This window comes from Luteolibacter sp. (assembly GCF_039920825.1).
GTDB lineage: Bacteria > Verrucomicrobiota > Verrucomicrobiia > Verrucomicrobiales > Akkermansiaceae > Luteolibacter.
In genome coordinates, this window is sequence record NZ_JBDSCX010000070.1 from 71,790 (window position 1) to 84,154 (window position 12,365).

General features: G+C 56.7%; 14 protein-coding genes and 1 tRNA gene. 8 read left to right on the plus strand and 7 right to left on the minus strand.

All coding sequences use genetic code 11. From position 1 onward, the window contains the following. Nucleotides 1-31 precede the first annotated feature (31 nt). The 5 genes from atpG to ABIQ96_RS20505 all read left to right on the plus strand — a co-directional run bounded on the left by atpG (nt 32) and on the right by ABIQ96_RS20505 (nt 5,349). Complete coding sequence (atpG, locus tag ABIQ96_RS20485) at nt 32-877, plus strand: ATP synthase F1 subunit gamma (RefSeq protein WP_348216500.1); 846 nt, start codon at nt 32-34, stop codon at nt 875-877. Between the two features lie 58 nt (nt 878-935). Continuing rightward, nucleotides 936-2,399 carry a F0F1 ATP synthase subunit beta gene (gene atpD / locus ABIQ96_RS20490; protein ID WP_348216501.1) on the plus strand — a complete coding sequence of 488 codons (1,464 nt, stop codon included), beginning with the start codon at nt 936-938 and terminating at the stop codon, nt 2,397-2,399. Between the two features lie 36 nt (nt 2,400-2,435). Beyond that, a complete protein-coding gene (gene atpC, locus ABIQ96_RS20495; protein ID WP_348216502.1) occupies nt 2,436-2,849 on the plus strand; it encodes an ATP synthase F1 subunit epsilon in 414 nt (137 codons plus the stop codon). Between the two features lie 151 nt (nt 2,850-3,000). Then, the gene (locus ABIQ96_RS20500; RefSeq protein WP_348216503.1) at nt 3,001-4,845 is read left to right on the plus strand and encodes an aspartate ammonia-lyase; all 1,845 of its coding nucleotides are present in this window, start codon (nt 3,001-3,003) and stop codon (nt 4,843-4,845) included. A 195-nt stretch (nt 4,846-5,040) separates the two neighbouring features. Beyond that, nucleotides 5,041-5,349: a hypothetical protein gene (locus ABIQ96_RS20505; protein WP_348216504.1), complete on the plus strand. Its 309-nt coding sequence runs from the start codon at nt 5,041-5,043 to the stop codon at nt 5,347-5,349. 589 nt (nt 5,350-5,938) lie between these two features. On the opposite strand, the gene ABIQ96_RS20510 is transcribed toward ABIQ96_RS20505, so the two are convergent. Then, nucleotides 5,939-6,355: a hypothetical protein gene (locus ABIQ96_RS20510; RefSeq protein ID WP_348216505.1), complete on the minus strand. Its 417-nt coding sequence runs from the start codon at nt 6,353-6,355 to the stop codon at nt 5,939-5,941. Between the two features lie 270 nt (nt 6,356-6,625). Between ABIQ96_RS20510 and ABIQ96_RS20515 the strand changes: the two genes are divergently transcribed. Continuing rightward, on the plus strand, nt 6,626-7,555 hold the full coding sequence (locus tag ABIQ96_RS20515) for a hypothetical protein (RefSeq protein ID WP_348216506.1): 930 nt from the start codon (nt 6,626-6,628) through the stop codon (nt 7,553-7,555). A 3-nt stretch (nt 7,556-7,558) separates the two neighbouring features. On the opposite strand, the gene ABIQ96_RS20520 is transcribed toward ABIQ96_RS20515, so the two are convergent. The 4 genes from ABIQ96_RS20520 to ABIQ96_RS20535 all read right to left on the minus strand — a co-directional run bounded on the left by ABIQ96_RS20520 (nt 7,559) and on the right by ABIQ96_RS20535 (nt 9,345). Next, complete coding sequence (locus tag ABIQ96_RS20520; RefSeq protein ID WP_348216507.1) at nt 7,559-8,035, minus strand: hypothetical protein; 477 nt, start codon at nt 8,033-8,035, stop codon at nt 7,559-7,561. A gap of 32 nt (nt 8,036-8,067) precedes the next feature. Beyond that, complete coding sequence (locus ABIQ96_RS20525) at nt 8,068-8,712, minus strand: hypothetical protein (RefSeq protein WP_348216508.1); 645 nt, start codon at nt 8,710-8,712, stop codon at nt 8,068-8,070. Nucleotides 8,713-8,848: 136 nt separating this feature from the next. Continuing rightward, nucleotides 8,849-8,923 (minus strand) — tRNA-Cys (locus tag ABIQ96_RS20530). A 95-nt stretch (nt 8,924-9,018) separates the two neighbouring features. Next, a complete protein-coding gene (locus ABIQ96_RS20535) occupies nt 9,019-9,345 on the minus strand; it encodes a hypothetical protein (RefSeq protein WP_348216509.1) in 327 nt (108 codons plus the stop codon). 209 nt (nt 9,346-9,554) lie between these two features. Between ABIQ96_RS20535 and def the strand changes: the two genes are divergently transcribed. Together def and ABIQ96_RS20545 are read left to right on the plus strand one after the other, a co-directional pair. Then, nucleotides 9,555-10,112, plus strand: coding sequence for a peptide deformylase (gene def, locus ABIQ96_RS20540; protein ID WP_348216510.1), 558 nt, complete (start codon nt 9,555-9,557; stop codon nt 10,110-10,112). A gap of 105 nt (nt 10,113-10,217) precedes the next feature. Next, nucleotides 10,218-11,150, plus strand: coding sequence for a hypothetical protein (locus tag ABIQ96_RS20545; protein ID WP_348216511.1), 933 nt, complete (start codon nt 10,218-10,220; stop codon nt 11,148-11,150). 6 nt (nt 11,151-11,156) lie between these two features. On the opposite strand, the gene ABIQ96_RS20550 is transcribed toward ABIQ96_RS20545, so the two are convergent. Together ABIQ96_RS20550 and ABIQ96_RS20555 are read right to left on the minus strand one after the other, a co-directional pair. Then, nucleotides 11,157-12,002, minus strand: a complete 846-nt coding sequence (locus tag ABIQ96_RS20550) for a hypothetical protein (protein ID WP_348216512.1) — start codon at nt 12,000-12,002, stop codon at nt 11,157-11,159. 51 nt (nt 12,003-12,053) lie between these two features. After that, entirely contained in the window at nt 12,054-12,302 is a 249-nt protein-coding gene (locus tag ABIQ96_RS20555) for a glutaredoxin family protein (RefSeq protein WP_348216513.1), read from the minus strand. Between the last annotated feature and the right edge of the window lie 63 nt (nt 12,303-12,365).

A 12,365-nucleotide genomic window follows, 5' to 3' on the forward strand; every position in this document is an offset into this window, starting at 1 on the left:
TCCGGACTCTTGACTCTACCTATTTCCTAACATGGCAAACCTCCGCGACATCCGCCGACGCATCAAGTCGGTCAAAAACACCGCGCAGATCACCCGCGCGATGCAGCTTGTCGCTGCTGCCAAGATGAAGAAGGCGCAGGACCAGGCGCTGGCCGGCCGCGACTATTCGAAGCAGCTCAACGGCGTCCTTCAGGACATCAGCGAGAGCTTCAGCGACGCAACCCATGCTCTGCTTGAAAAGCGCTCGGGAAATCGCGAATTGGTTCTCATCATCTCGACCGACAAGGGACTTTGCGGCGCGATCAACACCAACCTTGCCAAAGTCATCCGTAAGGAAACGTCTGAGAACGCGGACTTCGTAACCGTCGGTCGCAAGCTGCGCGTTTTGATGGAGAAACTCGGTCGCACCGTGATCGCCGATTTCTCGGTGAAGGATCCGGTGCCGTTTTCGGATGCCCGGACCATCGCCAGTTTGCTTTCCAGACAGTTCATCGAAGGCAATTACGACAAGGTTTCCGTAGCTTACACCCGCTTTGTCAACACGATGAGCCAGCAGCCGGAAGTCGTCCAACTTCTGCCTGTCGAACCGCCGACCAACGCGGGCGAGCATACTGAGACTAACGATTTCCTGTTCGAACCGTCACCTGCGGACGTGTTGAGCGCGATCCTCCCGCTTTATGTCAATTTCCGGGTCTTCCAATCCCTCGTCGAAGCACGCGCTTCCGAGCACTCGGCACGGATGGTCGCCATGAAGTCCGCGACCGACAACGCGAAGAAATTCATCAAGGAGCTCACGCTCGAATACAACAAGCTCCGCCAAGGAGCGATCACCGCCGAGCTTCTCGAAATCACCACGGCCATGAAGGCCATGGAATGATCCGAGACCCGCAATTTCAATTCAAGAACCGAACCCTGAGCCCCAGCCACTTTTTCCCATGAGCAACACCGGAACCATCGTCCAGATCATCGGCGCCGTCATCGACGCCGACTTCTCCAAGGCAACCAAGCTGCCTGAAATTTTCAACGCGTTGGAGATTAACTACATCCTCAACGGCGTTGACACGAAACTCGTGCTCGAAGTCCAGCAACACCTTGGCGACGGCTGGGTGCGTGCGGTTGCGATGTCCACCACGGACGGTCTTAAGCGCGGCATGGCCCTGACCGACCTCGGCCAGCCGATCTCCGTTCCTGTTGGAAAGCAAGTTCTCGGCCGTATCTTCAACGTCACCGGTGACCTCGTGGACGAAAACGTCGCGCTCGCTGACATCAATTTCCGCTCACCGATCCATCGCCCCGCTCCCACGTTCACCGAGCAATCGGCGAACACCGAAGTTCTTCCAACCGGTATCAAGGTGATCGACCTCATCTGCCCGCTGCTCAAGGGTGGTAAAGGTGGCATGTTCGGTGGTGCCGGCGTCGGCAAGACCGTCGTCATCATGGAGCTCATCAACAACATCGCGAAAGCGCACGGTGGCTTCTCCGTCTTCGCCGGTGTCGGTGAGCGGACCCGTGAAGGAAACGACCTCTACTGGGAAATGATCGAGTCCGGCGTTATCGCCACCGAGCGCGATGAAAAAGGCCATCCGAAGCTCAACGAGCAGGGAAATCCTGTCCTCATCGAAGGTTCCAAGGTTGCTCTTTGCTACGGCCAGATGAACGAGCCTCCGGGTGCCCGGCTCCGCGTCGCCCTCTCCGCCCTCACGATGGCTGAGCACTTCCGCGATCAGGACAACCAGGACGTTCTCCTCTTCGTCGATAATATCTTCCGCTTCTCCCAAGCCGGTTCCGAAGTGTCCGCGCTGCTCGGTCGGACGCCGTCCGCCGTGGGTTACCAGCCGACCCTCTCCGAGGAAATGGCCGGTCTTCAGGAGCGGATCACTTCCACTAACAAAGGTTCCATCACCTCGATCCAAGCCGTTTACGTTCCTGCGGACGACTTGACCGACCCGGCTCCCGCCAACACCTTCGCCCACCTTGACGCCACCGTCGTTCTTGAGCGTTCGCTCGCCGAGCAAGCGCTCTTCCCCGCCGTTGACCCGCTCGCCTCGACTTCCAAAGCGCTTGCTCCGGAAATCATCGGGGAGGAACACTACCGCGTCGCCCGTGGCGTCCAGATGGTGCTTCAACGCTACAAGGACCTTCAGGACATCATCGCCATCCTTGGTATGGACGAGCTTTCCGATGAGGACAAAACCAGCGTTTTCCGCGCCCGGAAAATCCAACGTTTCCTCACCCAGCCGTTCCACGTTGCCGAAGTTTTCACCAACGTCCCCGGCGTCCTTGTTTCCATCGCCGACACCGTCAAAGGCTTCGCCGAAATTCTCGATGGAAAACTCGACGACGTGCCGGAAGGCAACTTCTACATGAAGGGTGGAATCGAGTCGGTCCCGCGTGACTAACATCTGGATTCTGGTCTCTGGACTCTGAAAAATCTCATGCCTCTCGAACTCCATATCGTCACCCCCGAGAAGAAAATCTTCTCGGACCTCGTGGACAACGTCTATCTCCCGGGAGCCGACGGTGAAATGGGTATTCTGCCGCAGCACGCCGGTCTGGTGACCGCGCTCAAGCCCGGCGAGCTCCGTTATGCCTATCATGGCACGACCCAGACGCTCGCCATCGGTTCCGGTTTCGCCGAAGTCACCCAGACCAAGGTGATCGTTCTGACCGACAGCGCGCTGGGCGAAGCGGAGATCGATGCGGAGCACGTGGAGGCCGCCATCAAGCGCGCCCACGACAAGCTCGCTACCATCGACCATAACGTGGACCATGAGGAGGTGGCCCATCTCCAGGGAATCATCGCCAAGGCCACATCGGACCTGCACTTCAAGCGGAAATACAGTCGTTAGGATTCGCGGAATCCGTTGATTTTGAAACCCACCCCGGTTTAACCGCGGTGGGTTTTTTGATGGGACGGAGTCCCGCTTGTCGCCTCATCGTTTCCGCGCTAGCTTGCGCGCCAACGCCATGAGCAACGAGATTCCCCATTCAGAGATCGTAATGTTTTCGCCGCAAAGAATCGCCCGGCTCGCCGAGACGATGGCCATCGAGGTGGACGAATTGGCCGCGATCATGGGGCGGGGCGCTTCGCATTCCTATCCGGCAGGGACCTGGCTTTTCCACGAATCCACACCGCGTTTGTGGATGGGCATTGTTGAGGAAGGGGAGCTTGAAATTGTCCGGGGAAATCATGGCAGCACGACCCGCCTCGCCACTCTCCGGCGCGGCAGTGCCTTCAGCGAGGGCGTCCTGTTGGACGATCTTCCGCATTCGGCCTCCGCGGTGGCCATGACGGACGTGCGTGTCTGGCTGATTCCCCGCGCGGTGTTCGAAGCGCTGCGTGTGGAAAAACCGGAGGTGTTCTATCGAATGGTCGGCCATATCGCCCGCCGTCTGAGCGGACGCCTCGCGGCGGCCAACGAGCATCTTGTTTCCGGCCGATCACCGGTCGTCGCCACCTGGCGGAAGGAGCACGATTCGTTAGGCGAGCGTGAGTTGCCGGACACCGCTTATTATGGAGTGCAAACGCTGCGCGGTATGGAGAATTTTCCCATTTCCGGCATCCCTTTGCATCACTTCGGCCATTTCGTCCGCAGCCTTGCTTATGTGAAGAAAGCCGCCGCGCTGGCTAACAAGCAGCTTGGTGTTCTCGATCCGGTCAAGGCCGGTGCGATCACGGCGGCGTGTGATGAAATCATCGCCGGGAAATGGCACGAGCATTTCACCATCGACATGATCCAGGGCGGTGCCGGCACTTCCACTAACATGAATGCCAACGAGGTGATCGCCAACCGCGCACTCGAAATCCTCGGCCATCAGAAAGGCCAATACGAGTTCCTCCATCCGAATGACGATGTCAATCGCTCGCAATCCACCAACGACGCCTATCCCACCGCCATCAAGCTCGGCGTCATTCTAACCATGCGCGACGCCACTTCGGCCCTGCGTGAATTGAAGGCCTCGCTCATCGCCAAGGCCACCGAGTTCGCCGACGTTCTGAAAATGGGCCGCACCGAGAATCAGGACGCGGTGCCGATGACGCTTGGCCAGGAGTTCAGCGCCTATGCCGCGACGATCAAGGACGGTATCCGCTACATCGAACGCGCCGCCGAGGAATTCCTCGACATCAACATGGGGGCGACTGCCGTCGGCACCGGCATCAACAGTCCTCCCGGGTATGCCGAGCTCTGCACCATGCACCTCAGCGACGTCAGCGGATTGCCTGTTAGGATTGCGGAAAATCTCGTCCAGTCCACCCAGGACAGCGGTCCTTTCTCCCTGATGAGCGGCGCGATGAAAACCGCCGCCGTCCAGCTTTCCAAAATCTGCAACGACCTCCGCTGGCTCTCCTCCGGCCCGCGTTGCGGCCTCTATGAAATCCGCCTGCCCGCCATGCAACCCGGATCTTCCATCATGCCCGGCAAGGTCAATCCGGTGATTCCCGAAATGGTCAGCCAAGTTTGCTTCCAGATCATCGGTGCCGACGTCACCATTTCCATGGCCTGCGAGGCGAGCGAACTGGAGCTCAACATGGCCGAGCCCATCATCGCCTTCAATCTGTTCTTCGGGCTAACACTGCTGAGAAACGCCGCCATCGCCCTGCACACCCGGTGCATCTCCGGCATCGAGCCGAACCGGGAGCGCTGCCTCGAATATGTGAGAAATTCCATCGGCCTCGTCACCGCCCTCAACCCCGTCCTCGGCTACGAGCGCAGCGCCGCCATCGCCAAGGAAGCCCTCGCCACCGGAGCCAGCGTTTACAGCCTGGTGCTGGAAAAAGGCTGGCTCAGCAAGGAGCAGCTCGACGACCTGCTCACACCCGAAAAGATGACCAGCCCTCGTTAGGAAAGGGTCCCTGCGGAACGATGCTCGCAATCGATTCGGAATGAATTCAATTGGAGGCGGAGGAGGAAATCGAACTGGCGAAAGAATGGATCCCGCTTGTTTGGGTGCTGCTTGAAGCATAAATCGCCACCATCACACAGCCCCGCTGGTTTCGACTGGCGGGGCTATCTTGTTTCTGCTATCCGCATCGCATCCATGTATTTCGAAAACAACCGCTCCCTTGACGTGGCGCCCGGCTGGACCGCGGAAATCATCTTCCGCTATCAAGTGTCCATGAGCGGCAATGGCTGGGGACTTGTGCTTCACGGGCCGAATGCCCTCACGGTCGACAAGTTCAAGGAATTCATTTGGCTCTGCGAAAAGGAACCCGAGGAGTGGACAAATGAAGAATTCGGAAAACTGTTAAAATCATCCCTTTTCGGGCGCTTCCTTCATATCACCACCCATTTTGATGGTAGGTGGAGAGTGGAATTGGCGACAGGAATGTTGTCCAAGCGATGGTAGCCGTCTGTCCGAGTGGATAGGTGGGGCTTTGTCGCGCCTGATCACGTATGGAGTGTTTCCCTACTTTCATCTAAACTCCTTGCATCGCTCAAGGCTCCCAACAGAGTTTAGGGCATGACACGATTAACTCTCGAAGATGTTTCTGTCAGCAGCTCGGTAGCGACTTTTGCAGTTCGGCTTAGGTCCATTTTCGATCAGGAAGAAGTGTTTTTCCTCATCCCGAAATCGGGCATGCCCTACCGCGTTGAATCCTTGGATCCGATAGGGCGCGGACTCTCAATGCAGCTTCGCGGTTACGGTCCGTTTTCTATCGACTTCGAATCGATTGAAGCGGAGTCGTTTTCCTGTGGGGATAGTCAGGTGCAGAGCATCATTCCGTGCTGGATGATCGCTTGAACTCGCCCTACTAGGAGGCGTGCGGTTGACGCGGTCCAGAATTGGCCTAGATTGCAGCCACCCTTTCAGGTGGCGCGGAGGCGGCGTCTCCGGATCAAAGAACGAATGCCTGCGCTTCTGTGCTTCAAAATCGGACGGCCGCTGAGAGGGGGACTTGTTCCGGCGTTTGCCGGAAGCTCCCTGCTGGTTTGATCTATTTTTTCGGAACAAGGGAATAGACCACTTGACCTGGAGAGGGGACGTCTGGGGAAACTCTCACAGGGCGGAGGAAGGTGAGGTCAACTCCAATGGGTTTCTTGGTGGTGGTGTTCTTGTGCACGGTGGCCTCGCTGTAGCTCCGCCCACGGGTTCCCTTGTGATAGACGTCCGAGGAGGCCGACTTGGAGACAATCGGCAGAGCGATTTTCTGAGGACCGGTTAGGATTTTCCGCGATATATTGAGGGTGACGGTGTCCTTCGGGTGAAACACGGGGACGCCAGGGGGAATCTTGCCGCTTCTCGAGCTGATGACCACGGACTTCACGATGAATGCCTGGGATTTTATCTTTGCCGCGTGAAGCGGGGCAATGGTGACGGCGGCGGCGAAGGCGGCGAACAGGATGGTTTTCATGTAGGTTGCTGGTGAAAAATAATCGTCTGACGATGTAGGGGATCCGGGCGGGCTGCAAGCACGAAGCGGGTAACGGGGACACGCGGAAACCGAAGGCAATTCCATCGGCTGGCGATGCACCGCGGGCGAGGTTCCGTCCTACAAGATTTGATTCATCCGGGGTAGGAAGTTTGACGGAAGGGGACACCTGTAACAGGACTTTTTAGTTTCGAAGCCCCCAACTGGATATTTTTTCTTGTCCCGACGGTATGCATTGGACCGAATGTCTTTATGAATAAAGTTGAAATCGAGCTGTTGGCCGTGCTTGCGCGAGAAGAGGCCGAAGAAGCCAAGAAGCCTCCGGTTCAGAGCTTTTCAGAATTCCTCGAAACGACTCCTCCGAACACCTTGGGACGGGTTTCAGATTCTATCAAAATGTTGCCTGTGCCAAAGGAAGGCGGCCTTAGCCCCTTTCTCGCAACGCCTGAAATTTGGCTTCACTGTAATAATGAAAAATGCGGGGGGCTGCGTAGCTTTCGCTCTTTGAAGCCTACTTTGCCTTTAACTCTCGAAATTGAAAATCAGGTTAACACAGTTTATCTTTGCTCAAATTGTAAAACGGAGAAGAAGCTGTTTTCACTGGCTCTCTCACTGGGCAAAGACAAAAATGAGGTTTCATACGTGATAAAAGTAGGCGAGTTTCCGGCCTTCGGGCCTCCGACACCGCGAAAATTCTTGGATCTCATCGATGCGGACAAGGAGGCGTTCTTGAAAGGTAGGCGCTGCGAGACTCAAGGACTAGGCATCGGGGCGTTCAGTTATTACAGGAGGGTGGTGGAAAACCAAAAAAGTCGAATCTTGGCCAAAATTCTTCAGGTGGCAGAATTGGTGAATTCTGAAGGAACCCATATCGCCGCATTGAAAAATGCGATTGCCGAAACGCAATTTGAGAAATCGATTCGTGGTGTCAAAGACGCAATTCCCCAATCGCTTTTGATCAAGGGTCACAATCCATTGACTGTCCTTCACGATAAGTTGAGCGACGGCCTGCACGGGAGGACGGACGAAGAATGTTTGGAAATCGCCCAAAGCGTGAGAATCATTCTCATTGAACTTTGCGACAGGATTAATAATGCGCTGAAAGATGACAAAGAGATCACGCATGCTCTTTCGACATTATTTCGCAAGAAGCAGCCATCTGCGGGAGAATCTTCGACCTGAATATCACAATTCGTAGTAAGCAAGTATCGGCTCATACTCGCTGTCAGCGGGAATAATGGTCCAGCCTTGTCGGAGATAGAAATCTCGGTTTTTCTCCAAGTCTTCATCCATTTCTCGACCGATCCACACGAACGCGATCCTAGCCCCTTTGGCTCGCGATGCGTTCCAAAATTCTCTCATTCCACGGGCCCCATGACCCTTGTTCCGACTGCGGCGGTTCACAATGAATCGGCGGAGGTAAGCAATGGGCCAAATCTCAGGTAGAGGGATGTCTTTCTCCGTCCGTCCATCGCCGAAGCTTAGATCGATGTATCGATAAAGTTCGTCGACCGAAGTGCAGAGTGCAGCTCTCCACTCGCCATGTTTGGCTCCTCGCAGACCTACAATGTCGGCATTGAATTCGTTCGGTGGTGGCAGCGCGGCCATGAATTCACAAAACTTAACATAGGCCAATGCGGCAGGCATGATCGGGTTGCTCATGGTTCAATAGCTCTCGTCATCATTCCTTTTTTCTAACATGGACCGGGAACCACAGGCGGCTCGTTGATCTCAACTGTAGGAAACGATTTTGCCAGTTGAGCGCCAAGCCGGGTCAGCGAAAAAATGGGGGATCCGCTAGGCGTGTAGTCGGATTGGGAAATTAGATCCGCCCTTTCCAGTGAATCAATATCGTCGGGAACGAATCGTGGCTCGTCCATTGTGAACGACACATTTTCCGGTATGAAAATGAGCGGATGTTCAGTGTATGTCGGACCGACAATCATGTGAGGGCAGCCCGGTTGATCGGCGAACAGCTTCAGGATTTCGCGGGCTTGGGTCGAGAGGGTATCGGTGTCATGAGAGATAGCCCGATCAAGGGTGTTGAGTCCGTCAATTTTCACCGCAAGACCAGCGACAGCGAACGCCAGTTCATCCAGCTTTCCGCTCACCTGATCCAGCGACAACGCAAGGAGGGCGTGCAGCTCGCGGTTCAGCTCATCCGATTCGGCGATCTTGCGGCTCACCTCTTGGAAATTATGATCTTCGAGCCACAGGATAAATTCTTGAAACTGGTTGTCGGACGTGGCCGATCGATCCTGCTTCCATGCGCTCAGGAGTCCAATGAGCTGAACCGACCAGTTCACGCCGCCCATGATCATTTCAGGGTCTATATTCATTGCGTGTTCCTAACACCATCGGCGGCGAGGTGAAACAATAAAAGCTTGTTGAGACATCAGGAGAACCGTTCCCATTTTCGTTCCCATTGTGGCAAATAGGGACCTTTTGATTTCTTAACTCGCTGGAAATCAAAGATGGAGGCGGAGGAGGGAATCGAACCCTCGAATGACGGTTTTGCAAACCATTGCCTTACCACTTGGCTACTCCGCCATTCGCATGGCGCGGGGGCGAGTGATTACGGCGAATGGCGGGGGGTGTCAATACTTGGATTTGGATTCCCGCAATTCGCCGTGCCCTTTTCTGGATCACCGCGAGAAGGTGCCTTGGAACGCGAAGTTCACTCCGTAGCGCGGGACCTCGCACCGGCGGGGAGCCACATAGCGGGGCGGGCAGGGGGCGACGCAAACGGGACGGACCACCGGACGATAGGCCGGGCGAAGGACCCGCTTGCCCCAGATCGGAGTTCCGCAGCGGTCATAGCCGATGAAATAGCGCTCGGTGTAAACGGGGGTTCCGCACGGCAGGTAGCTGCTGATGTAAACCCGGCTTTCGTAGCCGCGTGCCTCGGCCTTTTGTCCGGAACCGAGCCAGGTGAGCGAGATGACGGCGATGGTGGTGAGGATGGTTTTCATGGGATGATGTTGATTGGATAACGGCAGCTTCGACGAGGCGGTTCGCCGTTTATTCAAGAGGGAATTCATCGATTTTCCGCCGGTGGACGGGTGTTAGGCGGCTTCAGGCGATGCTGCCAATTTTTTCTGAAGTCGTTCATGGTGAATGAATGCATGATCCGGGGTTTGACCTTTGCCGTTTGGTCGGCTAGGGATTCGGGCACCTGCCCATGATTCGCGAAATTGTCCAATACGGTCACCCGGTTCTCCGCCAACGCTGCCGGACCATCACGGAAGTCGATGCAACGATCATCGAACTTGTCGCCGATATGTTAGACACGATGGTCGATGCGAACGGCGTCGGTCTTGCCGCACCGCAGGTGGGCGAGGATGTGCGTCTGGCGGTGATCGACGTTTCGCATGATCCGGAGTGTGTTTCCTTTCTCAAGGTGGATGGCGAGGACGCCGATCTGCTGTCGATCATGCCGCTTGTTTTCATCAATCCGGAGATCGCATTCGGGCAGGCCAAGGAGTTCGGAATGGAAGGCTGCCTCAGCATCCGCGGCATTCGAGCCGAGGTGCGTCGGCCGGAAACAGTGAAGGCCACATTGCCCCAACTCGACGGTTCGGTGATGGTTTTGGAAACCGACGGGTTGTTAGCCCGGGCGCTCCAACATGAGATCGACCACCTCAACGGCGTGCTGTTTGTGGACCGTTTGCCGGCGGTGGCGAAGGTCTCGATGAAGAACCGGCTGAAGCGGCTGTTGGAGGCGAACGGCGAATCTTGAAAGTTTTCACCGTGATGCTCGACTTTCCGCGATGATTAAGCTTTCTTCCCTAGCGGCAATGCAAGGCGCTCTTGCGTTGCGCCAAAACTCCACTCCGTATCCGAAATGAGCACGAACCGAGGTATTTTCGAAAGTTTCCCAAATCAACCGGCAGCCCCGCAGGATTCGCCGTTTGCGATTGTTAACGAGTCGGCGGAAGCTGCTCCCGCGACAAGCCCGTTCGCGGCAGTGTCCCGTCAGGAATCACCGTTCACGGTGGTTGATGAGGTGAATGAATCACGTAAGGTGGAGCCTGGTCGTCCGGCCCGTGTTCCCGAGCGCCGGACAGTCGAATCTCCGTTCCAAGTCGCGGAACCTACGGAAGGCTTCGGCTTTGAAGCACCGGCCAAGCCACAGGCAACCTCGCCTTTCGACGCGCCTCCGGTTTTGACTCCTGCGGCCGCATCGCCATTTTCCGCGCCGCCACAACAACAAGCGGCTGCCTCGCCATTTTCCGTGGAGCCGCAACAGGCGGTGTCTCAATCCACCCAGGCGGCCATCGCCGCTTTCGGAAATTGGCAGGAAACTCCCGCCTCGCCGGCACCTTCACCTTTTACCCCAGCGACTCCTTCAGCGTTTGCTGCTCCAGCTCCTGCTTTCCAAGCGCCGGCAGCCCAGTCCGCGCCCGCCGCGGCGGAGCCTTTCGGCGATTCCATGTCGGATTCGTTTTCGATCCGCCAGCTCGAATTACGCGCCATCTTCGGCGTGGACCGCGAGATGAACGTCGAGGAAATCCTCCAACGCACGCGTGCTCTTCCCGGCATGCGCAACGTCGCCCGCGTCAATCAACAGGACATGGGCACGATCGAAGGGCTCAAGAATTTGCTCCCGAATCTTGGGTTCGGAAGCGGTGCCTTGAAACTCTACGCCGGTTCGGTGCCGCTGGAGTTCGTGCGTGAAGGTCAGGTCCTTCTGGCCGTGCAAACCGACGGCGGATTCGCCCCCGGCGTGCGTGAGACCCTGATGCTGGTCGCCCGCGAGCTCGGCCGGCTTTCCTAACGGAATCTACTTTTCGTCATCCGCCTCGGCTTTGAGTGCCTCAAACCGGGCCCGGATGTCGGGCGTGGCGCGATTTAAAATCCCGACTTGCTCGGATTCTGGAAGTTCCAGGATGGATTCGGCCATCCCTGTGATCGCTTCACTTCGGATGACCGGGTCTTGGAGACCAGCAATCCAAGAATAGGCACCTTCCATATTCAGCCCGACCCAAGCGGCTAACACCGCTTTTATTCCCGCGCTGCGCGCCTCGCCGGCATCGAACTGGACGACCCACGCGGCGGCATCTGTTGGAGAGGTCGCAGCCCAACGTTGGATCACCTGCACCACCGCCACGTCGAAATCGCGGCTGGCGACACCGGAGTCCGAAAGCAGTTTTGCCGCGGCTTCGGGATCGTTGGCGGATAAAACCAAGGCGATTTTTCCAAATGCCAGTGACCGTTCCTCATCGGTTTCCAGTGACTTGGCCCATTCCACCGCAGCTTCGGAGTTTTGCTCGGCGAGGCGCATCGCGAAATGTCCGATCATCGCGTTTTTCTCGTCGCTTCCGGCGGTCAATTTACCAATGGCCTCTTTGGCGAGATCCGGGTCGAGTTCCAGAGCGTCCCAAATGACGGCCGACAACGCACGGTCCCGTTCTTCGGGTGTTGCTAACAGATCCGCCTTTTCCAGGGATTCCCGCAAATGCGAACGCGTTTCCGGCGGCGCATCTTCCGGTGGGCGGCTCGATTGGGTCTCGCCTGGAGCGGATGTTTCCGGAGCCGGGGTTTTCGCGGATTCAACGGGCTTGTCGCAGGAAGCGAGAACCAGGCTGAGTCCGAGGAGTGCGTGAAAACGCTGGATCATGGTTTTCATCGCGAAATCACTCTAACCTTTCCGGCCGCGTCTGCCAAGTCGTTAGCTTGATCAGGATATCCCGTGGGACTTGAGGAACGGAATCAGTTCATCGACGCCGAAATCCGCGAGAACCTCGCCGTGCCAATCCATGGTCGGTGCCTTGGATTGGCCGGAAAGATTGACCATTTCCTCCATGGCCGCGCGGTTGCCGGAAACGGCGATGGTTTCCACTTCGATCTTTTTGCGATGCAGGTAATCGACGACTTCGTCGCACCAAGGGCAGCCGGGTTTGATATAGAGGATGGGTAAATCAGCCATGCGCGGAGTTTAGCTCATTTCCGTTCGTCGCCAAGCGCGATGCCATCGATCCTGCGTTTCGTC

Bases quoted from the DNA above. Each gene is read 5' to 3' on its own strand.
- ABIQ96_RS20505 (WP_348216504.1), top strand. From the start codon at position 5,041: ATGTATTTCGAAAACAACCGCTCCCTTGACGTGGCGCCCGGCTGGACC.
- ABIQ96_RS20550 (WP_348216512.1), bottom strand. From the start codon at position 12,002: ATGAAAACCATGATCCAGCGTTTTCACGCACTCCTCGGACTCAGCCTG.
- ABIQ96_RS20515 (WP_348216506.1), top strand. From the start codon at position 6,626: ATGAATAAAGTTGAAATCGAGCTGTTGGCCGTGCTTGCGCGAGAAGAG.
- ABIQ96_RS20525 (WP_348216508.1), bottom strand. From the start codon at position 8,712: ATGAATATAGACCCTGAAATGATCATGGGCGGCGTGAACTGGTCGGTT.
- atpG (WP_348216500.1), top strand. From the start codon at position 32: ATGGCAAACCTCCGCGACATCCGCCGACGCATCAAGTCGGTCAAAAAC.
- ABIQ96_RS20545 (WP_348216511.1), top strand. From the start codon at position 10,218: ATGAGCACGAACCGAGGTATTTTCGAAAGTTTCCCAAATCAACCGGCA.
- ABIQ96_RS20500 (WP_348216503.1), top strand. From the start codon at position 3,001: ATGTTTTCGCCGCAAAGAATCGCCCGGCTCGCCGAGACGATGGCCATC.
- ABIQ96_RS20520 (WP_348216507.1), bottom strand. From the start codon at position 8,035: ATGAGCAACCCGATCATGCCTGCCGCATTGGCCTATGTTAAGTTTTGT.
- ABIQ96_RS20555 (WP_348216513.1), bottom strand. From the start codon at position 12,302: ATGGCTGATTTACCCATCCTCTATATCAAACCCGGCTGCCCTTGGTGC.
- atpD (WP_348216501.1), top strand. From the start codon at position 936: ATGAGCAACACCGGAACCATCGTCCAGATCATCGGCGCCGTCATCGAC.
- ABIQ96_RS20510 (WP_348216505.1), bottom strand. From the start codon at position 6,355: ATGAAAACCATCCTGTTCGCCGCCTTCGCCGCCGCCGTCACCATTGCC.
- ABIQ96_RS20535 (WP_348216509.1), bottom strand. From the start codon at position 9,345: ATGAAAACCATCCTCACCACCATCGCCGTCATCTCGCTCACCTGGCTC.
- atpC (WP_348216502.1), top strand. From the start codon at position 2,436: ATGCCTCTCGAACTCCATATCGTCACCCCCGAGAAGAAAATCTTCTCG.
- def (WP_348216510.1), top strand. From the start codon at position 9,555: ATGATTCGCGAAATTGTCCAATACGGTCACCCGGTTCTCCGCCAACGC.